The organism is Streptomyces sp. Xyl84 (assembly GCF_059731885.1).
The window spans coordinates 214313-234258 of the sequence record NZ_AP029182.1 but is presented as its reverse complement, the minus strand read 5'-3'; the positions used below and the strand labels follow the sequence as shown (position 1 = coordinate 234258).

Below are 19946 nucleotides of genomic sequence, written 5' to 3'. Positions count from 1 at the left end.
CCCTACAGTTTCGTCAGCGCGCCGCCTTTGTGCAGGGCGATGTGATCGGTCCTGTCGCTCTTGATCTCGTACTGCGGGTCGCTCTCGGAGCAGCGGTGCACATGCCCTTTCCAGTCCACGTCCCGCGTGTGTTTCTCGATGATGACGCCCTGGACGTGTCCGGCCTCCGAATTCCACCGGACATGGTCTCCGACGGCGAACTGCTGCGTGTGGGACATGCCGGGCGGGTGCCCGCGCGCCGTCCCTTCATGCTCCGGAAGGGGCCGCGGCGACGGCCGCCCGCGTGTCGCCGCCGGCCCGCTCCAGGCGCCGGGCGGCCTCTTCGGCGGTGCAGCGGGCGAGGAGCATGACGATGGCGGTCTTGGCGTGGCCGCCGGCCCGGCGCAGGGTCTCGGCCGCCGTGTCCGGGTCGGTGCCGGTGGCCTGCGCGACCATGCGGCGGGCGCGGTCCACGAGCTTGTCGTTGCTGGCCCGTACGTCGACCATGAGGTTGCCGTAGACCTTGCCGAGGCGCACCATCGAGGCGGTCGAGAGCATGTTGCACACCATCTTCTCGGCGGTGCCGCCCTTGAGCCGGGTCGATCCGGTGACGACCTCGGGGCCGGTGGGCACCTCGATGGGGATGTCGGCGTAGCGGCTGACGGCCGCGTTCGCGTTGCAGGCGACCGACACGGTCACGGCGCCCTTGGCGGCGGCATGCTCGAGGCCGCCGATGACGTAGGGGGTACGGCCGCTGGCGGCCAGCCCGACGACCGTGTCCCGGTCGCCCACGCCGATCTCGTCCAGGTCGGCGGCGGCCCTGGCCGGGTCGTCCTCGGCGCCCTCGACCGCGACGGCGAAGGCGCCCGGGCCGCCGGAGAGCACACCCACGACCTGGTCGGGGGAGGTGCCGAAGGTCGGAGGGCACTCGACCGCGTCGAGGAGGCCGATGCGGCCGCTCGTGCCGGCGCCCAGGTAGATCAGACGGCCGCCCTGACGCAGCGACTCGGTGACCGCCTCGACGGCCGCCGCGATCTCCTGCAGGGCGCCCCGTACGGCCAGGGCGACGCTCTGGTCCTCGGCGTTCATCACGCAGAGCAGGTCGAGGACCGGCATGCGGTCCAGTTCGGTGGTCCGCTCGTTGCGGGTCTCGGTACCGAGTGTGCTGAGGTCCACGGCGCGGTCGTCCTTTCGGTGCGGGCGGGGCTGGGCGTGAGGAGGGCCGGCGGTGGTGCGAGCGGGGGGTGAACGGAGTGGTCCGGGTCAGTCGCCGGCGGGGGAGCGGCGCTGCGACGGGGAGCGTCTGCGGTGCTGGACGGCTCCGTAGGTCTTCTCCAGCGCCGCCGTCGTGGCGTCGTAGGACCGCTGGGCGACACCGACGAACAGGCAGTCGATGACGGCGAGCTGGGCGATGCGGCTGACGGTCGCGCCGGAGCGGAAGGGGGTCTCCCGGGCGCAGGTCGTCAGCACGAGGTCCGCCCCCCTGGCCAGGGTGGAGCGCGGCACGTTGGTCAGGGCGATCGTGGTGGCACCGTGTCCGGCGGCGGCCAGCAGCGGTTCGACGGTGTCCTCGGTCTCCCCGGAGTGGGAGATGGCCAGGGCGACGTCACCGGGGCCGAGGAGGGCGGTGGCGGTGAGGGCCGCGTGCCGGTCCGTCCACACGAACGCCGTACGGCCGATGCGGTGCAGTTTCTGGTGCAGGTCCTGGCCGACGAACGCGCTGGCTCCGACACCGAAGATGTCGATCCGCCGGGCCCGGGCGACCGCGTCCACCGCCCGCCCCAGCACCTCGGTGTCCAGCGCGGCCCCCGAGTCCTGGAGTGCGTGCACCTCGTTGTAGATGATCTTGCCGACGATCTCGTCCAGCGTGTCGGTGGCGCTGATGTCGGTGACCGGTGCCGGGCGCTCCCCGCCGAGGGCGTGCTCGCGGGCGGCCGCCGCGGCCAGCGCCAGGCGCAGCTGCGGGTAGTTGGCGATCCCGATGGTCCGGCAGAAGCGCATCACCGTGGCCACCGAGGTGTCCGCCCGCCCGGCCAGCGCGCTGATCGACAGCTCCGAGGCCTGCGCCGGATCGGCCAGGACGGCCTCGGCCACCCGTCGTTCGGAGGGGGCCAGGGCGGGCAGCGCCGCCCTGATGCCCGCCAGTGTCCCGGCCGCGGTGGTGTCCGGCGCCGGCGCGGCGGGACGGGGTGGTTCCTGCTGGGGCATGGGGGCCGTTCCCTCCTGGGTGGGTGAGCGACACGGTAATCACACCGCGCGGGCGACGTCAAAAAGTTACGGACCAAATTTCGAGAGGTTACTTATTGACATGCGGAGGCCGGGGTTCTGATACTCACTGGACCGCGATCCGCGCCCGTCACCGCACCGGCCGTCCCCGGCCGTGCCGTGACCGCCCGACGCGACGGATCCCCGGAGCACACGAAGGCGTGTTGTATGACATCAGCAGTGGCGGTGGACCTCGGCAAGACCGGCTGCCGTGCCGTGCTGTGGGACGACGACGTTCCCGCCCGCCCGCTCGGCGGGGTCCACGAGGTGCCCGGCGCCCCCGGCCTGGCCACCGGCGACGGGGTCGCGGCGGCGCGTGCCGCCGTGCGTGCCGCCGTCCTCCCGCTCCTGGAACGAGTGCCCGCGTTCCGTCCCGACGCCCTCTGCGTGGGTGCCGCGGGCGCCGCCAGCGCCCCGGAGGCCGCCCGCGACCTGGCCCAGCGGCTCCTGGAGGACCTGCCGGCGCAGGAGGTGGCCGTCACCAGCGACGCCGTGACCGCGCACGCCGGCGCCCTCGGCACCCGCCCCGGTGTCGTGCTCGCGCTCGGCACCGGCTCCGTCGCGCTCGGCATCGGGGACGACGGAACGTACGCCCGCGTGGACGGCTGGGGCCCCTGGCTCGGCGACGAGGGCAGCGGCGCGTGGATCGGGGCCGCCGGACTGCGGGCCGCGCTGCGCGCCCACGACGGACGCGGCCCGGCGACCGCGCTGCTGGCCGCCGCCGTGGAACGCTTCGGCGACCCCGAGCGGCTGCCCGCGGCCCTGGACAGGGACGGCAACCCCGCCCGTACCGCCGCGTCCTTCGCACCCGACGTGGCCCGCGTGGCCGCCGCGGGCGACGAGAGCGCCGCGGCCGTCCTGCGCGAGGCCGCCGCGGCACTCGGCGAGGCCGTACTCGCCGCCGCCCGCCGCATCGGCGGCGCCACCGCCCTGCCCGCCACCCCGTCCGGCCCGCTGCCCGGCACGCCCCCGCTCGCCCCGACCGCGCCCCCGTCCGGCACCGGAGCCGCCCCCCTGCCCGTCGCCCTGACCGGCGGGCTCACCGGCCTTGGAGAACCACTGCTCGGCCCGCTGCGGGCCTCCCTCGCCGGCTCCCCGCTCGCCCTCGACGTGCGGCCCGCGCTCGGCGACCCGCTGGACGGCGCCCGCCTGCTGGCCCTGGACGCCTCGGCACCCCACGAACCCCACGTCGCCCGCGTACGGCGGTCGGCACCCTCCACCACCGTCCCCACCCCGCCGGTGACCCCGCCGGTCGTTGCCTAGGAGCTGAGCGTGCGCCAACTCGACCTCGTGGTGGTCGTCGTCTACCTGGTGGCGATCGCCGTGATCGGCCTCAGACTGGCGGGCCGGCAGAAGACCGCGAAGGACTACTTCGTCGGCGAGGGCCACATGCCGTGGTGGACCGTCGCGTTCTCCGTGGTGGCCACCGAGACCAGCGTGCTCACCGTCATCAGCGTCCCCGGCGGCGCCTACAGCGGGCAGGGCTTCGGCAACGTCGAACTCGCCCTCGGCTACGTGATCGGCCGCGTCGTCGTGGCCGCCGTGCTGATCCCGCTGTACAAGCGCGGCGGATTCGTCAGCGCCTACCAGTACCTGAGAAGCCGGTTCGGGCTGAAACTGCAGGGGCTCGCCTCGGTGACCTTCGTCTTCACCCGGCTGCTCGCCGAGGGCGTACGGCTGTTCGCCTCGGCCATCCCGATCAAGCTGCTGCTCGACGAGTTCGGCGTGCACGCGAGCTACCGGGTCATCATCATCGCCGTCACCGTGATCACCGTCGTCTACACCTACCTCGGCGGCATCAAGGCGGTCATCTGGACCGACACCATCCAGATGGCGCTGTACGTGGGCGGCGCGGTCCTCGCCATCGCCGTGCTGTCCGCCCACGTCGGCGGGGCCGGCTTCGCGGACGCCCTGCACGCCGGCCGGTTCAAGCTCTTCGACACCGACTTCGGCGCGGCGCACATCCTCACCAGCTCCTTCGCCCTGCCCACCGCCATCATCGGCGGCGCCATCTTCGCCATGGCCAGCCACGGCTCCGACCAGCTGATGGTGCAGCGCATCCTGGCCACCCGGACCCTGCGCGACGGGCAGAAGGCCATGATCGCCTCGGGTGTCTTCGTCACCCTCCAGTTCGCGGCCTTCTCCCTCGTCGGCGCGCTGCTGTGGTCGTACAACCAGGGCAAGGACTTCAAGGCACTGGGCCTGAGCAGCTCCGACAACCTCTACCCCGAGTTCATCCTGCACGGGCTGCCCGTGGTGATCTCCGGCCTGCTCGTGGCGGGCATCCTCGGCGCCGCGATGGGATCGCTGTCCTCCGCGCTGAACTCCATGTCGAACTCGACGGTCGCCGACATCATCCACAGCTTCTTCCGCGGCACACCCTCCGAGGAGTTCCTGCTCCGGCTGGCCCGGGTGATGACGCTGGTGTGGGCGGTGCTGATGGCGGTCTTCGCCTGCGCCTTCAGCACCAGCACCGGCAACGTCTACCTCACCGGCCTCACCATCGCGGGCTACACCTACGGCGCGCTGCTCGGCGCGTTCCTGCTCGGACGGATCGTCCGGCGGGCCGGTGAGGCCGACGCCGTCGTGGCGTTCCTGGTGACGGTCGGCGTGATGACGTACATCGTGCGCGAGGTGAAGATCGACGTCACCGTGGCCGGCGTCACCGTGCCCACCGGGATCGCCGCCCAGTGGCTGGTACCCATCGGCGTACTGGTCACCCTGGCCGTCGGCGGCCTGACGAGCCTGCTGCACCGTGCCCCGGCGGCGGACACCGGCGACGGCGAGCCGGGCGCCGGCCCCGAGCGCGTCACCGCCGCGGCGGGCCGGGAATGACGGCGCGCGCCCCGCGCCCGGCCCGGGCCGCAGCCCCGGCCGCCTCGGCCACCCCGACTGTCCGGGCCACCCCGACGGCAGCGACGGCCCCGGCCACCTGGACCGCCCCGGCCACCCCGCCTGCCCCGGTCGCCCCGGCGGTCCCCGGACGCCCTCGCACCGCCGCCCGACCGCCGGGCGCCGCCCGTCCCGATTGGCCCCACGACCTCCTGGGAGAGACCATGCCGCAGCACACCCCGCCCCCGGGGCGCACCGTGCACCGGGAGGCGCCGTGCGTGTGATCGGCCTGATGTCGGGCACCTCCTACGACGCCATCGAAGCCGCCGCCGCCGACCTCACCCTGGACGGCGACACCCTGCTCCTGCGGCCCCTGGGACACCTCTCCGTCCCCTACCCGGCGGACGTACGGGACCTGATCGCCGCCACCCTGCCGCCGGCCGCCACGACGACCCAGGCGATCTGCGCCCTGGACACCGGCGTCGGCCGGGCCTTCGCCGAGGCCGCCGGCCGGGCCCTGCGCGAGCTGTGCGAGGGCACCGCGGACCTCGTCGTCTCGCACGGCCAGACCATGCACCACTGGGTCGAGGACGGCATAGTCCGCGGCACCCTCCAGCTCGGCCGGCCGGCCTGGATCGCCGAGGCCACCGGCCTCCCGGTCGTCTCCGACCTGCGCAGCAGGGACGTGGCCGCGGGCGGGCAGGGCGCCCCGCTCGTCGGCATGACCGACACCCTGCTGCTGCGCGCCCTGGCCGGCACACCCGCCGCGCTCAACCTGGGCGGCATCGCCAACGTCACCGTCCTCGCGCCCGGTGCCGAACCGCTGGCCTTCGACACCGGCCCGGCCAACGCCCTGCTGGACGCCGCCGTACGCCACGTCACCGACGGCGCCGCCGCCTACGACGAGGACGGACGCCGGGCCGCCGCCGGCCGCACCAGCCCCGCACTGCTCCGCGTCCTCCTCGACGACCCCTACTACCGCAGGCCCGCGCCGAAGACGACCGGCAAGGAACACTTCCACCTGCCCTACCTCCGGCGCGCACTGGAAGCGGCGCCCACCCCGGGCACCGACGACGTCCTGGCCACCCTGACCCGGCTGACCGCCGTCACCGTCGCCGACGCCTGCCGCGCCCACGGGGTCACCGAACTCGTCGTCTCCGGCGGCGGTCTGCGCAACCCGGTGCTGATGCGCATGATCGCCGAAGAACTGCCCGGCGTGCGGCTGCGCCCCAGCGACGAGCTGGGCGTGCCCTCCGACGCCAAGGAGGCCCTCGCCTTCGCCGTCCTCGGCTATCTCACCGTCAACGGCCTGCCCGGCACGCTCCCGTCGGCCACCGGCGCCCGCCGGGCCACGCTGCTCGGCAGCATCACGCCCGGCCACGGGCCCCTGCGTCTGCCCCGGCCGGCGTCCCGCCCACCGCACCGGCTGCGGATCACCGGCCCCGTCCCCGCGATCGGCCGACCGCGCACCGGCTGACCCGGCGCACCCGCCGGAGCCACCCCCTGCCCACCTCCTTCCCCCGAGGAACCATGAGCACCTCCGCCGTCCCGCCCCCCGCCGTCCCGTCCCGCCGCGCCGGAACCGAAGGACCCGCCGGAACCGAAGGGCTGACCGGAGCCGAAGGACCCGCCGGAGCCGGAGGGCTGACCGGAGCCGAAGGGCTGGCAGCGCTGCTGGCCCGGTGCGTCGGCGACCCGGCCAGGGTGACGACCGAGGTGCCCCGCCGCGTCGCGGCCGCCCACGACGCCTCGCCCTACCTGTTCACCCCGCAGGCCGTCGTGCGCGCCGCCACCGCGGCTGAGGTGGGCGCGCTGATGGCGGGCGCCCGCGCGGCGGGAGTACCCCTGACGCTCCGCTCGGGCGGCACCAGCCTCGCGGGGCAGGCGGGCGGCGAGGGCATCCTCGTGGACGTACGCAGCCACTGGCGCGGGGCCGAGGTCCTCGACGAGGGCCTGCGCATCCGGCTGCAACCGGGACTGACGGTCCGTCAGGCCAACGCGCGGCTCGCCCGGTACGGGCGCCGGCTCGGCCCCGACCCGGCCAGCGAGTCCGCCTGCACCATCGGCGGCCTGGTCGCCAACAACTCCAGCGGCATGAACTGCGGCACCCGCGACAACGCCTACCGCACCATGGAGTCCCTCCGGTTCGTGCTGCCCTCGGGCACCGTCGTCGACACCGCCGCCCCCGACGCGGACGAGGCGCTGCGCGCCCGCGAGCCCGAACTGCACACCGGGCTGCGGCGGTTGCGCGACCGCGTACGGGGCTCGGCCGCCTCCCGCGCCACCGTGGAGCGGCTGTTCTCGATGAAGAACACCATGGGCTACGGCCTCAACGCGTTCCTGGACCACACCGAGCCGGCCGCCGTGCTCGCCCACCTGATGATCGGCAGCGAGGGGACCCTCGGCTTCGTGGGCGAGGCGGTCTTCCGCACCGTACCGCTGCTGCCGCACACCGCCACCGGACTGCTGGTGCTGCCCGGCCTCGCCGAGGCCACCGACGCACTGCCCGCGCTGCTGGCCGCGGGGGCGCGCACCGCCGAACTCCTGGACGCGGCGTCCCTGCGCGTGGCGCAGCACGCCCCGGACGCCGTCGACGCGCTGCGCGGCCTGCGCGTCGAGCGGCACGCCGCCCTGCTGGTCGAGTTCGCCGAGGACAGCGCCGAACTGCTGGAGGAGCGGATGACGGCCGTGCGGCCGGTCCTGGACCGCCTGCCCGCCGTCGGCGACACCCGGCTCGTGCGCGACCCGCGCGTACGGGCCCGGCTCTGGCACCTGCGCAAGGGCCTGTACACCGCGGTCGCGGGGGCCCGGCGTCCGGGCACCACCGCGCTGCTGGAGGACATCGCGGTGCCCATGGAGCGGCTGACGGCCACCTGCGACGGCCTGACCGGCCTCTTCGACCGGTACGGCTACCAGGACGCGGTGGTCTTCGGGCACGCCCGCGACGGCAACCTGCACTTCATGCTCACCCAGGACTTCGACTCCGCCCGGGAGATCGAGCGCTACGCACGCTTCACCGACGCCATGGTCGATCTGGTCCTGGACGCCGGCGGCACACTGAAGGCCGAGCACGGCACGGGCCGCGCCATGGCCCCCTTCGTCCGCCGCCAGTACGGCGACGAGCTGTACGACGTCATGCGGGAGCTGAAGCGGCTGTGCGACCCGCACGGCGTGCTCAACCCGGGTGTGCTCCTGGAGGACGACCCGACCGCCCACCTGCGCAGCTTCAAGAGCGTCCCGGAGGTCGACCCGGCCGTCGACGCATGCGTGGAATGCGGCTACTGCGAACCGGTCTGCCCCACCGCGGACGCGACCACCACACCGCGCCAGCGCATCGCCCTGCGGCGCGAGATCGCGCTGGCCGCCGCCGCGGGCGACGACGAACGGCGCCGGGCCCTGCAAGCCGACTACGCCTACGCGGCCGTCGACAGCTGCGCGGCCGACAGCCTCTGCGTCACCGCCTGCCCGGTCACCATCGACACCGGCGCGGTCATGAAGAGGCTGCGCGCCGAGCGCCACGGCGCCGCCGCGCAGCGGGCCGGTACCGCCGTGGCCCGCCACTGGGCAGGCGCCGTCAAGGGTGTGCGGGCCGCGCTGAACACCGCCCATGCCGTGCCCGGCCCCGCGGCGCGCGCCGCCACCGGCGCGGCCCGCAGACTCGGCGCGTCGGACCTGGTGCCCGCCTGGGCCGACGACATCCCGCGCGGCGGCCCGGCCCGTCCCGGCCCCCGGCGGCCCGCCGGCGCCCGGGCGGTGTTCTTCGCCGCGTGCATCGGCAGCGTCTTCGCTCCCCAGGCGGCGTCGCAGGAGGCGTCACCGGGGGCTCCCGGAGGGGCGTTCGAGGGGGCGGGGGGCTCGGCGGCGGCCTTCCTGCGGCTGTGCGAGCGCGCGGGCGTCCCCGTCACCGTGCCCGAACTGTCCGGCCTGTGCTGCGGCACCCCCTGGCAGTCCAAGGGGTACACGGACGGACACCGCACCATGGCCGCCCGCACCCTGGACACGCTCTGGAAGGCCACCGGCCACGGCAGGCTGCCCGTGGTCTGCGACGCCTCCTCGTGCACGCACGGTCTCGGGCAACTCGCCGGCGCCCTCACGGAGCCGGAACGGTCCCGCTTCGCGGCCCTGGTCTTCGTCGACAGCGTCGTCTTCACCGCCGAGCACCTGCTCCCCGCACTGCCCGAGCCCCGCCGCCTGCGCAGCCTCGCCCTGCACCCCACCTGCTCCACCGTGCACCTCGGCGCCGACGACGCCCTGCGCACCGTGGCCGCGGCCGTGAGCGAGGAGGTCACCGTCCCGGACAGCTGGGGCTGCTGCGCGTTCGCCGGCGACCGCGGCCTGCTCCACCCGGAGATCACCGCCGCGGCCACCGCCGCCCAGGCCGCCGAGGTCACCTCGCGCGCCCACGACGCGTACGCCTCCTGCAACCGCACCTGCGAGATGGGCATGACCCGGGCCACCGGCCGCCCCTACCGGCACGTCCTGGAACTCCTGGACGCCGCCACGGCCTGAGAGTTCCGAACGAAAGGGGCGCCCGGCTCCCCATTCGTTCGCAGCTCCGCGTGCGGCGGACCTCCGGCCGGCTCGGGCGGCCTCACGCACCCCCGGGCCGGAGACCGGCCGCGCGCCGCGACGACGGGACCGCGAAGAAGGCCGGTGCACCGGGCACTTCGGGGCGCACGGGTGTCACACGCGGGTCCGGGGGCATCGGGGACCCATGGACACAGGGGCAATGGCGTTGCGTGGACGGGGGCAGGCCCGCCGTGCGGCCGACAGCACGGCGATGGCTGTCGCGGCCCGGGCGGGGTTCGCGGCCCGTGGACTGATCTACGTGCTCGTGGGCGTGATCGCGCTGCAGATCGCGTTCCACGGTGACGGCGACGGCCGGCAGGCCGATCGCGGCGGCGCGCTGGGCGAGCTGGCCGGCAAGCCCCTCGGCTCGGTGATGCTGTGGGCCGTGGGCGTCGCGCTGGCGGGCATGGCGCTGTGGCGGCTGTCGGAGGCCGTGGTCGGCGGAGCCGGCCGGGACGGCGCGAAGCCCGCCAAGCGGGCGGCGGCAGCGGCCCGTTGCGTCTTTTACGCCTTCGTGTCCTTCTCCGTGCTCTCCTACGCGGCCGGTGACAAGGGCAGCGGCAGCGGATCGTCCGACCGGCGGACCGACGACGTCACCGCCACGGTGCTGAGCTGGCCGACCGGCCAGTGGATCGTCGGGGCGGCGGGCGCCGCCGTGGTGGCCGCCGGGCTGTGGATCGCGGTCCGGGCCGTGCGGAAGAAGTTCCGCGAGCGGTTGCGCACCGGGGCCATGTCCCCCCGGGCCCGGCAGGTCACCGACTTTCTCGGGGTGGCGGGCGGCACGGCCCGCGGCGTCGTCTTCGCCGTCGCCGGGGTGTTCGCCGTCGTGGCCGCCGTCCGGCACCAGCCCGGCAGGGCCAGGGGGATGGACGACACGCTGCGCTCGTTCAGGGACCTGCCGGCCGGTCCCTGGCTGCTCGCCCTGATCGCTCTGGGGCTGGCCGCGTTCGGTGCCTTCTCGTGGTGCAACGCGCGCTGGCGTCGACTGTGAGGACGACCGCCGGCGGTGAGGACACCCGGAAGCACCGGCCGGGCGCGGAGGAACCGCCTCCCGGGCAGGAGCCGGGAACAGGCACACGCAGGCACAGGATGGATCGACCGAGGAGGAACTTGTGAGCGGAGCGTCCGTACGCGCGGTGGGCTGGGCACGGTCGCTGCCCGTCTCGAGCGGGGTCAGGACGGCCCGGGAGTGGGCCCGCGGCCACCTGGAGGACCTGGGCTGGACCACCGGTCTGCCCGAGACGGCGGACGACGTCCTGCTCACCGTCTCGGAGCTGGTGACCAACGCCCACGTCCACGCACGCAGCAGTGCCCAGCTCGTCATGACCTGGGACCAGCGGTGCCTGCACGTGAGCGTCCACGACTCCTCCCCGCACCTGCCCACGCCCCGCCCGCCCAGTGCCGGACGCACCGGTGGACGCGGCCTGTTCCTCGTCGACGCGCTGGCCGACACCTGGCAGGCCCACCCGTGCCCCGACGGCAAGATGGTCACCGCGTGCTTCCGGCCCCCGGCGCCGGACCCGTCCGGCGGTGACCGTCCCGGCGAGGCGTGAGGCGGCGCCGGGCCGCCCGCACAGCAGCACGGCCGGCCGTGGCCGCCGTCGTCTCGGACAGGCGTGGAGGACTTTCGCCGCCGCCCAGGAGGAAGGCAGAGCCGCATGACCCAGCCCGTGAGCCGCATACCCCGCGTGCGCCGCGACCGACGGTTTGATCTGCGCACGACCGCCCTGTTCTTCCTGCTGCTCGCGATCCTGCTGTGCGTCTTCGCCTTCCTGGTACGGCTCCTGCTGGGCGTGGTCGAGCGCCGTCCGCTGTGGGCCGGTGAACTGGCCCTGGCCGGCACGGTGGCCGTGGTGCTCTTCCGTTCCCGGTGGCGCCGCTTCTCCGCGGCGAGATGCGCGCGCCGGGCCGCGAGGGCGCTGGAGGAGGCGGCCGAGCGGGCGTCCGACAGCCTCGGCGAGACGGCGGTGGAGGAAGCCGCACCGCCGGCCGTGGGGGGCGGCGCGCCGGCCGCACCGGACGCCGTCGAGCCCGCCTTGACCGCCCGCGGCGGGACGCAGAGCATCGCGGGAGAGGCCCCGGCGCAGGCGGTCACCTTCGCGCCGGACCTGGACGAAGAGGCGCGGACGGTTCCGCTCGACCAGGTGGCGGTCCACGCCGCGCTCGACCCCGACGGCTTCGAGCGGGCCGTGGCCGAGCTGTGCGCCCGTGACGCCTGCCGGGAGGCCGAAGTGGTCGGCGGCGCAGGCGACTTGGGGGCGGACGTCACCGCGGTCGCACCGGACGGACGGCGCGTGGTGATCCAGTGCAAGCACTACGAGGAAGCGAACAAGGTCGGATCGCAGGACCTGCAGCGGTTCGGGGGGACCTGCTTCACCATCCACGAGGCCGACGTCGCGGCGGTGGTGACGACCAGCGACTTCACCGCACCCGCCCTGGAGTACGCACGCCAGTGCGGCATCATCTGCGTCAACGGCCGTGACCTGCGGGCGTGGTGCGAGGGCACCGGACCGGCGCCCTGGGAGCGGACAGGCGTCGAGCTCCCGGACAGGCGGTAGCCGGACCGGTGGCGGCGCGGCCTTCGGGCCCGGTCCCCTGGAGGCGTGACGCGGGGTTCGGCGCCGCTGTCCCGGAAGCCTTCGGAGGGTCGCCGGGGCCGGGGTGTGCCGACAGGTGACCCCGGCTCCCGGCCGGTGCCGCCTGACGGCACGCCGTGGACGCTCCTACGGCCGCGTTCGCCCTGTCCGCCCTGTCCGCCCCGAGCGGGAGGAGCGGAGGCGCCCGGCGGGCGGCCGTGGTCCCCGGGCGCTCATTCCCTTGGCGGCGGCCTGGGTGATGTTGCGGGCCATGCCGCCGAAGACGAGGGCGTGGAAGGGCGAGACGGACCACCAGTAGGCGTGGCCCAGCAGGCCGCGCGGGTGGAACAGGGCGCGCTGGCGGTAGCGGGTGCGGCCCTCCTCGTCCGTCTCGGCGCGCATCTCCAGCCACGCCAGGCCGGGCAGCCGCATCTCGGCACGCAGCCGCAGGAGGTGGCCGGGCTCGATCTCCTCGACCCGCCAGAAGTCCAGTGAGTCGCCGACGCGCAGCCGCTCGGCGTCACGCCGCCCGCGGCGCAGGCCGACACCGCCGACGAAGCGGTCCAGCCAGCCGCGGACGGCCCAGGCCAGCGGGAAGGAGTACCAGCCGTTGTCGCCGCCGATGCCCTCGATCACCTTCCACAGCGACTGCCGGGACGCGTTCACCGGCATCTCGCGTTCGTCCTCGTAGAGGCTGCCACCGGCCCAGTCCGGGTCGGTGGGCAGCGGATCGCTGGGTGCCCCGGGCAGCGCGGCCGACGACCACCGGGTGGCGACCTGCGCCTCGCGCACCTTGCGCAGAGCCAGGGCGAGTGCCTCGTCGAAGGGCAGCGGACGGCCCGGCAGGTCGGGCACGTAGCGGGAGATGTCGTGCTCGGCGCAGACCACTTCGTGGCGCAGTGACTCGGTCAGCGGCCGGGCGATCGACGCGGGCACCGGGGTGACGAGACCGACCCAGTGGCTGGACAGCCCCGGCGTGAGCACCGGCACCGGCAGGATCAGCCGGTGTGGCAGCCCCGCGACGGCCGCGTAGCGGCCCATCATCTCACGGTAGGTGAGGACGTCCGGGCCGCCGATGTCGAAGGCCCGGTCGACGTCCCGCGGCATGGCCGCCGAGCCGACGAGGTAGCGCAGCACGTCGCGGATCCCGATGGGCTGGATGCGGGTGTGCACCCAGCTGGGGGTCACCATCACCGGCAGCCGCTCGGTGAGGTAGCGCAGCATCTCGAACGACGCCGAGCCCGAGCCGATGACGACGGCCGCCCGCAGCACCGTGGCCGGGACGGGACCCTCCAGGAAGATCCGCCCGACCTCGGCGCGGGACCTCAGATGCGGGGACAGGGCATGCTCCGGGACGCCCTGCGGGGTGAGCCCTCCGAGGTACACGATCCGCCGCACACCGGCGATCCGCGCCTGCTCGGCGAAGGTCCGGGCCGCACGGCGGTCGGTGTCCTCGAACCCCGATCCGGTACCGAGCGCGTGCACCAGGTAGTACGCGACGTCGATCCCGCGCATCGCAGAGGCGAGGGAGGCCGCGTCGGTGACGTCGCCCCGGACCGTCTCGACGTCCGGCGCCCAGGGATGGTCGCGCAGCTTGCCGGGGGACCGGGCCAGGCACCTGACCCGGTGGCCCGCCTTCAGCAGTTCCGGCACCAGCCGCCCGCCCACGTACCCGGACGCCCCGGTGACCAGGCAGTGCAGGCGTTCACCACTTCGCTCCGAGTCCGTGTCCACGCGCGCCTCTCCCACCGATCGCTCCGACGGCATGCCGCCCGTTGGGTACGATCATCGGCTCCACGGCGCGTGCGCGCCTCCCGCAGGCAGCCGCGTGCGCCGCTCCTAACCGCCCGGTCCCGTCTCCACCGGCCGGTGCCGCGGCCTTCACCGCCCGGTCTTCACCGTCCGGCCTTCACCGCCCGGCGGTGTCCTCTCGCCCGGCCTCTCGCGCCGCGGCGGCGACGTCGCGCATGGCCAGCAGAAAGCGGCGTACCACCGCCAGGTCGGCCGCGTCGAAGGAGTCCATCGAGGCGATCATCTCCCTGATCAGCGGCCCGAAGAAGGACCAGCCCAGGGCGACGGCCTTGTCGGTGACCGTGAGCAGGACCCGGCGTCGGTCGCGGGTGTCGCGCTCGCGGCGGACCAGGCCGAGCCGTTCCAGCCGGTCGATGAGCGCGGTGGTGGAGGCCGAGTTGATCCCCAGCTGCGTACCCAGCCGGCCGGCGGTGGCGGTGACGCCCTCACGGTCCGCGTCCAGCAGGTGGATGAGCGCGCGCACGTCCGTGGGGTGCAGCCCGTTGTCCGCGGCGAACTCCGCCGCGGACAGGTTCAGTTCCACGGTCACGGCGCGCAGCAGGTGCACCAGTTGCAGACCGGGTGCGTCGTGGTCCACCGTCTCCTCCGATCGGACTTCAATATCTCGGGCATCGAGATTATCGTAGGTCGAGCAATCATGGGGCGAGGCGTCGGGGGTGGGGACCGTGGGCGAGAGGACGGAGTCGAAGGTGCCGGACGTCAAGGTGCCGACTCGGAGGTGACGGGGGTGCCGGACTTCTCCGAGGCGTACGACGCCGTCCTGCGGCGGTGGCCCGTGGAGGTGCTCAGCAGGCAGGTGCCGTCGGCCTACGGCAGCACCCGGGTCCACGTCTGCGGGCCGGAGGACGGCACACCCCTCGTGCTGCTGCCCGGGGGCGGTGCGACCTCCGTGGCGTGGTTCGCGGCCGTCGGCCACCTGGCCCGCACCCACCGGGTCCACGCCCTCGACCTGATGGGCGACATCGGCCGCAGCGTGCACGACGGGGCACCCCTGCGCGGCGCCGCCGACCTGACCGCCTGGCTCGACGGCGTCCTCGGCGAACTCGGCCTGGACGGCGTCCAGATGTGCGGCCACTCCTACGGTGCCTGGATCGCCCTGATGTACGGACTGCACGCGCCCCACCGGGTCCGGCGGCTCGCGCTGCTCGATCCCACCGGCTGCTTCGCCGGTCTGGGGGCGCGCTACCTCCTACGGGCGCTGCCGATGCTGCTGAAGCCCGCTCCCGGACGCATCCGGGCGTTCCACCGGTGGGAGACGGGAGGTGACCCGCAGGATCCGGTGTGGGCCGCTTTCCTGGAGAGCACCGCCACCGCCCGGCGGTCGAAGGTCGTCGCCATGAGACGGCCCGCGGCACAGGATCTGAGGGACTTCACCGTTCCGACGCTGGTACTCCTGGCCGAGCGCAGCCGCGCCCACGACGCGCGACGGGTGGCCGCGCGGGCCCGACGTCTCCTCCCCGCCGCCACCGTCGGGATACTGCCCGGCGCCTCGCACCACTCCCTCCCGACCGAGCGGCCTGACGGACTCAACCGGGTGCTGGGGGAGTTCCTGGCCTGAGCGGCGCCTCCGGTCCCGTCCGGTCCGAGCCGGTCCCGAGGTCCTGTTCCCACCACACGGTCTTGCCGTCGTTGGTGCGGTCCGCGCCCCAGCGGCACCCCAGCATGCTGACGATGTGCATGCCCCGGCCGCCCTCGTCGGCCGGCCCGGCCAGCCGCATGTGGGGCAGCATCCGGCCGTGGTCGGACACCTCGCAGCGCAGCCGGTCCAGACGCAGCAGCCGCAGCGTGATGGGCGGCGTGCCATGGCGTACGGCGTTGGTGACCAGTTCGCTGACCAGCAGCTCCGTGATGTCGACGAGGTCGTCGAGGTGCCAGGCGGCCAGTTGCCGGCCGACCAGGTGCCGGGCCCGGCGGGGGGCGCCGGGATCCGCCGCCAGGTCCCAGGAGACGACGTCGCCGCGCGGCAGTGTCCGCACCTGTGCCACCAGCAGGGCGACGTCGTCCTCGCGCCGGCCGGTGGCGGGTGGGCCGACCAGCCGGTCGCAGAGGGCCGCCACGTCGCCGCGGTGGCCGCGCACCGTGTCCCGCAGCCACCGCATGCCGCCGCCGACGTCGCAGCCGCCGTCCTGCACCAGGCCGTCGGTGTAGAGCACCAGAAGGCTTCCGTCCGGGGGATCGATGTCCACGGTGTCGAAGGGCACACCGCCGACACCCAGCGGCACGGCGGGGGGCACCTCCAGGTAGGAGGTGCTGCCGTCGGGGAAGCGGACCAGCGGCGGGGGATGACCGGCCGAGGTGGCGGTGCACCGGCCGCTGACCGGGTCGTAGACCAGCACCAGACACGTCGCCAGCGGGGACTCCTCGGCCTGGGACACCAGCCGGTCGAGATTCCACAGCGCCTCGTCGGCGGGCATCCCCAGGGTGAGCAGGGAGCGCAGGTTGGTGCGCAGCTGCCCCATCAGGGCCGCCGCCTCCACGCCCTTGCCCATGGCGTCGCCCACGACGAGTGCGGTCCGCACACCCGGCAGCGGCACGACGTCGAGCCAGTCACCGCCCGCGGCACCGGGCGTCTGAGGATCGGCCAGGTGACGATGGCAGGTGTGCACACCCGGCCGGTGCGCCGCTTCCTGCGGGAGCAGCCGGCGCTGCAGGGTCGCGGCCACCTCCCGTTCGCGCTCGTACAGGTGGGCGTTGTCGAGACTCACCGCCACCCGCGCCGCCAGCTCAGCCGCCAGCGAGAGGTCGTCCTCCTCGAAGGCGGGACGGTCCTGGTACCGGGCGAGGAGGACCACGCCCAACGGGGTGGCGCGGGCGTACAGGGGCACCAGCAGCATCGAGGTCATGCCGCTGTCCGTGCCGGCCTTCATCGCCGGCAGATCGCGCACACCCCGGTCCCGTGCGGCGGCACGCAGGTCGGCCAGCAGGATCGGGCGGTTCCCGGCCACGCACCGGTGCAGCACCGATGAGGCGGGCACGGTGAACGTGCGGCCGACACCGTGGACGGCGGCCCGCAGCCGTTCCGCGGCCGGCCCGTGCGTGCGCAGGGCGACCCTGCGCAGCTCCAGCGGCGCGTCCCACGTGCCGGACAGGGGCCGCCCCCGGCGCAGCGCCGAGCTGACGACGTCGACCGCGGCATGGTCGGCCAGGGCGGGGACGAACAGCTCCGCCAGTTCCCTGCACGTGCGGTCCGGGTCCAGCGTGGTCCCCACCTTGCGGCCGGCGCCCGCCAGCAGCGCCAGGCGCTGCTGGCCGGCCCGCGCCTGGGCGGCGACCTGTTCGCGTGCGGTCACGTCGGTGACGTCGACACCGACGCCCAGGACCCGGTCCCGCGGGCCCTCCAGCCGGTACCACCGGGTCTTCCACCAGCGGCCGCTCGGCGCCACGGAGTCCGGTGCGGAGGTGAACAGGGTGTCCTGCGCCGGTGTGCCGGTGCGCCTCACCTCCGCCGCCACGGCCTGCACCCGGGCGGCCTGCTCGGCGGTGAAACCGAAGGACAGCAGCATGTCCGTGATCGACCGGCCCAGATGCGGCGGCTCGGGGAGGCCGTTGACCGCCTGCAGGGCGCGGTTGACGCCGACGTAGCGCAGGCCGGCGTCGAAGACGGCGGTGGGAACCGGTGACCTCTCGAAGGCCGCGGCCAGCAGCTCGCTGCGCTCGTCCCCGCGCGCCGGTCCGGTGGCGTCCGAGAAGACGGCGGCCACGGTGCCGGGCGGACGCAGCGGGTGCAACCGCACGACGCGGCGTCCGGCGGTGCGGGGGAGCGGCAGGGGATCACCGGGCTCGCCCGAGCGTGCGACGCCGTCGAGCGCACGGGCCAGCCGGTGGCGGAATCCGTGCGAGGACGCGAGCACGTCCGCCAGCTCCCGCCCCAGGGCCTCGCCCGCACCGATCCCGGTCAGCTCCTCGGCCCCGCCGTCCCAGTGGTGCACCCGCCCTCGGGCGTCCGTCAGGGCGATCCCCGTACGCGGCGGGCGGCGCGCGGCCGCTTCCCCGGGGAGCGGAGCCGGCCGGGTCCCGGGGCGCCGCGCGGCGGCATCGGCCATGCGTGGTCCTTCCAGGCGCAGCGGTGTGCCCTCGCCGGGGTCCGCCCGCTGCCGTCGTGACCCGGCGGCCGGTCACGCCGCCGGTCGCTGCTCCGTGACACCACGGTAAGTCCTCCTCCACCGGCGGGCCACCTCGTCCCCTCCGCACGGCGCTCGCCCGTGGACCCGCCTGCCACGGCGGAGGGCACGAGAACGGCGGTCGGGTCGTCGTGCCGCCCGCTCTGGTCGTAGACCTCGGGGTCCGAATCCGTTGCCTCCGGGGCGGGTTGATACCGGCGACCGGCGACCGGTGGCCGCAACCGGTGATCCGCAAGGGGCGGTCGGCGACTGGTGGCCGGCGCGAAGGCTGCCCGGCGTGCCCCGGCCCCGCGCGCCCCGGTGTGCCACCGTCAGGAGGCGGTCAGCCGGTGGGCGCGCCGATCCGGCCGCCCTCGAGGGCGGAGCGCAGCGTCGCGAGGGCCCGGGCGACCGCGGCCACCGAGGAGGCGTCGAGAGTGGCTCCGATCAGCTCGGCCAGCGTGTCGCTGAACGTCTCCTCCGCCGCGTCGACGAGCCGCGAGCCGGCGCCGGTCAGGGTCAGCAGGGAGGACCGGCGGTCGGAGGGATTCGGCTGCCGGGCGGCCCACCCCTGTTTCTCCAGGCGGTCGACGCTCTTGCTGGTCGCCCCGATGCCGACGGCGAACTCGGCGGCGAGGTCGGCCACCCGGGCCCCGGGGTGGTCACGCAGGTGACGCAGGGCCTCGAACTGCGAGGTGACGATCCCGTGCCGCTCACGGAGGCGGTCGTTGAGGGCGTTGTACAGACGGGTCTCGCACCGGACGAGGTCGGAGAAGAGGACCGGCAGGTCGACCGCGCCACCCGTTGATTTATCTTCCATGGCATATAGTGTATCGGAAGGTACTCAGTGAGGGGAGCACACCCATGAGCAAGGAACAGCGTGCCCGGGTGGACGCGATGATGCGGACGCCGCGGCCCGAGGGCCCCCGGTCGGCCGAAGCGCTGCGCGCCGACTTCAGGGCGCTGATGGCCCAGATGGCCGTGCCCGGCGGCATACGCACCACGCCCACCACGCTCGGCGACCGGCCCGCGCTGCGTGTCGAGCCGGAGACCGGGCGGCGGGCCGGGACGATCCTGTACTTCCACGGCGGCGGCTGGGTGTTCGGGTCCCCGGAGACCGCCCTGTCGCTGACCGGACACCTGGTGGTCAGGACCGGTTTCCAGGCGCACTCGCTGGACTACCGGCTCGCCCCGGAGCATCCGTTCCCCGCCGCGACAGAAGACGCCCTCAGTGCCTACCGCGCACTGCTCGACGGCGGGGAAGACCCCTCGGCCATCGCGTTCGCGGGGGACTCCGCCGGCGGCGGCCTCGCCGTCACCACCTGCCTGGCCGCACGCGACGCGGGCCTCCCGCTGCCCGCCGCCCTCGTGGCGTTCTCCCCGGGGCTCGACGCGACCCGGACGGGCGAGAGCATGGACACCAAGGAAGGCATCGACCCGGTCTTCACCCGCAGCGCCCTCGACCACACCGGGGCGATGTACCTCGCCGGAGCCGACCCGCACCAGCCGCTGCTCAGCCCGGCCGTCCTGGCCGATCTGACCGGCTTCCCCCCGATGCTGCTCCAGGTGGGCACCAACGAGCTCCTGCTGGACGACTCCACGCGGCTCGCCGCGCGGGCGAGGGCGGCCGGAGCGGACGTCATCCTGGACGTCACCGCCGACGTGCCGCACGTGTTCCAGGCGTTCGCCGGGGTCCTGGACGAGGCGGACGAGGCACTGGACCGCGCGGCCCTCTTCCTCACCCAGCGCGTCCGCGCGAAGGACACGGCGCGGCCTGCGTCAGCGTGAGGGGCGAGGGGCGCCGACCGGCTCC

Annotated in this window: 16 protein-coding genes; 9 read left to right on the top strand and 7 right to left on the bottom strand. The window is 74.8% G+C overall.

Annotated elements, in window-relative coordinates:
• Positions 1-2: 2 nt before the first annotated feature.
• From AC6I72_RS01010 to AC6I72_RS01000, 3 genes are all read right to left on the bottom strand, one after another.
• Positions 3-218, bottom strand: coding sequence for a hypervirulence associated TUDOR domain-containing protein (locus AC6I72_RS01010; RefSeq protein ID WP_497998706.1), 216 nt, complete (start codon positions 216-218; stop codon positions 3-5).
• Positions 219-246: 28 nt separating this feature from the next.
• The gene (gene murQ, locus AC6I72_RS01005; protein WP_497998704.1) at positions 247-1155 is read right to left on the bottom strand and encodes an N-acetylmuramic acid 6-phosphate etherase; all 909 of its coding nucleotides are present in this window, start codon (positions 1153-1155) and stop codon (positions 247-249) included.
• Positions 1156-1242: 87 nt separating this feature from the next.
• Positions 1243-2187 (bottom strand): MurR/RpiR family transcriptional regulator, encoded by a 945-nt coding sequence (locus AC6I72_RS01000; RefSeq protein WP_497998703.1) that lies wholly within the window; start codon positions 2185-2187, stop codon positions 1243-1245.
• A gap of 225 nt (positions 2188-2412) precedes the next feature.
• Here AC6I72_RS01000 and AC6I72_RS00995 point away from each other — a divergent pair, with 225 nt between their 5' ends.
• The 7 genes from AC6I72_RS00995 (at position 2413) to AC6I72_RS00965 (ending at position 12203) form a co-directional block, all read left to right on the top strand.
• Positions 2413-3507: an N-acetylglucosamine kinase gene (locus AC6I72_RS00995; protein WP_497998700.1), complete on the top strand. Its 1095-nt coding sequence runs from the start codon at positions 2413-2415 to the stop codon at positions 3505-3507.
• A 9-nt stretch (positions 3508-3516) separates the two neighbouring features.
• Positions 3517-5079: a sodium:solute symporter gene (locus tag AC6I72_RS00990; RefSeq protein WP_497998698.1), complete on the top strand. Its 1563-nt coding sequence runs from the start codon at positions 3517-3519 to the stop codon at positions 5077-5079.
• Between the two features lie 271 nt (positions 5080-5350).
• Complete coding sequence (locus AC6I72_RS00985) at positions 5351-6553, top strand: anhydro-N-acetylmuramic acid kinase (protein ID WP_497998696.1); 1203 nt, start codon at positions 5351-5353, stop codon at positions 6551-6553.
• Between the two features lie 53 nt (positions 6554-6606).
• Entirely contained in the window at positions 6607-9585 is a 2979-nt protein-coding gene (locus AC6I72_RS00980; RefSeq protein ID WP_497998694.1) for an FAD-binding and (Fe-S)-binding domain-containing protein, read from the top strand.
• Between the two features lie 271 nt (positions 9586-9856).
• Positions 9857-10636: a DUF1206 domain-containing protein gene (locus AC6I72_RS00975; RefSeq protein ID WP_497998693.1), complete on the top strand. Its 780-nt coding sequence runs from the start codon at positions 9857-9859 to the stop codon at positions 10634-10636.
• Positions 10637-10757: 121 nt separating this feature from the next.
• Complete coding sequence (locus AC6I72_RS00970) at positions 10758-11198, top strand: ATP-binding protein (protein WP_497998691.1); 441 nt, start codon at positions 10758-10760, stop codon at positions 11196-11198.
• Between the two features lie 105 nt (positions 11199-11303).
• Positions 11304-12203, top strand: coding sequence for a restriction endonuclease (locus tag AC6I72_RS00965; RefSeq protein ID WP_497998689.1), 900 nt, complete (start codon positions 11304-11306; stop codon positions 12201-12203).
• Between the two features lie 165 nt (positions 12204-12368).
• On the opposite strand, the gene AC6I72_RS00960 is transcribed toward AC6I72_RS00965, so the two are convergent.
• A complete protein-coding gene (locus tag AC6I72_RS00960; RefSeq protein ID WP_497998687.1) occupies positions 12369-13988 on the bottom strand; it encodes an SDR family oxidoreductase in 1620 nt (539 codons plus the stop codon).
• Positions 13989-14130: 142 nt separating this feature from the next.
• Positions 14131-14610 carry a MarR family winged helix-turn-helix transcriptional regulator gene (locus AC6I72_RS00955; protein ID WP_497998685.1) on the bottom strand — a complete coding sequence of 160 codons (480 nt, stop codon included), beginning with the start codon at positions 14608-14610 and terminating at the stop codon, positions 14131-14133.
• A 141-nt stretch (positions 14611-14751) separates the two neighbouring features.
• Here AC6I72_RS00955 and AC6I72_RS00950 point away from each other — a divergent pair, with 141 nt between their 5' ends.
• Positions 14752-15591, top strand: coding sequence for an alpha/beta fold hydrolase (locus tag AC6I72_RS00950; protein WP_497998683.1), 840 nt, complete (start codon positions 14752-14754; stop codon positions 15589-15591).
• On the opposite strand, the gene AC6I72_RS00945 is transcribed toward AC6I72_RS00950, so the two are convergent.
• On the bottom strand, positions 15560-18076 hold the full coding sequence (locus AC6I72_RS00945) for an ATP-binding SpoIIE family protein phosphatase (RefSeq protein WP_497998681.1): 2517 nt from the start codon (positions 18074-18076) through the stop codon (positions 15560-15562). The genes AC6I72_RS00950 and AC6I72_RS00945 overlap by 32 nt on opposite strands.
• A 400-nt stretch (positions 18077-18476) precedes the next feature.
• Positions 18477-18953: a MarR family winged helix-turn-helix transcriptional regulator gene (locus AC6I72_RS00940; protein WP_497998679.1), complete on the bottom strand. Its 477-nt coding sequence runs from the start codon at positions 18951-18953 to the stop codon at positions 18477-18479.
• A 44-nt stretch (positions 18954-18997) separates the two neighbouring features.
• Between AC6I72_RS00940 and AC6I72_RS00935 the strand changes: the two genes are divergently transcribed.
• Entirely contained in the window at positions 18998-19921 is a 924-nt protein-coding gene (locus AC6I72_RS00935) for an alpha/beta hydrolase (RefSeq protein WP_497998677.1), read from the top strand.
• Positions 19922-19946: the final 25 nt, after the last annotated feature.

Bases quoted from the DNA above. Each gene is read 5' to 3' on its own strand.
- AC6I72_RS00975 (WP_497998693.1), top strand. From the start codon at position 9,857: ATGGCTGTCGCGGCCCGGGCGGGGTTCGCGGCCCGTGGACTGATCTAC.
- AC6I72_RS00960 (WP_497998687.1), bottom strand. From the start codon at position 13,988: ATGCCGTCGGAGCGATCGGTGGGAGAGGCGCGCGTGGACACGGACTCG.
- AC6I72_RS00965 (WP_497998689.1), top strand. From the start codon at position 11,304: ATGACCCAGCCCGTGAGCCGCATACCCCGCGTGCGCCGCGACCGACGG.
- AC6I72_RS01000 (WP_497998703.1), bottom strand. From the start codon at position 2,187: ATGCCCCAGCAGGAACCACCCCGTCCCGCCGCGCCGGCGCCGGACACC.
- AC6I72_RS00945 (WP_497998681.1), bottom strand. From the start codon at position 18,076: ATGGCCGATGCCGCCGCGCGGCGCCCCGGGACCCGGCCGGCTCCGCTC.
- AC6I72_RS00980 (WP_497998694.1), top strand. From the start codon at position 6,607: ATGAGCACCTCCGCCGTCCCGCCCCCCGCCGTCCCGTCCCGCCGCGCC.
- AC6I72_RS00940 (WP_497998679.1), bottom strand. From the start codon at position 18,953: ATGGAAGATAAATCAACGGGTGGCGCGGTCGACCTGCCGGTCCTCTTC.
- AC6I72_RS01010 (WP_497998706.1), bottom strand. From the start codon at position 218: ATGTCCCACACGCAGCAGTTCGCCGTCGGAGACCATGTCCGGTGGAAT.
- AC6I72_RS00995 (WP_497998700.1), top strand. From the start codon at position 2,413: ATGACATCAGCAGTGGCGGTGGACCTCGGCAAGACCGGCTGCCGTGCC.
- AC6I72_RS00935 (WP_497998677.1), top strand. From the start codon at position 18,998: ATGAGCAAGGAACAGCGTGCCCGGGTGGACGCGATGATGCGGACGCCG.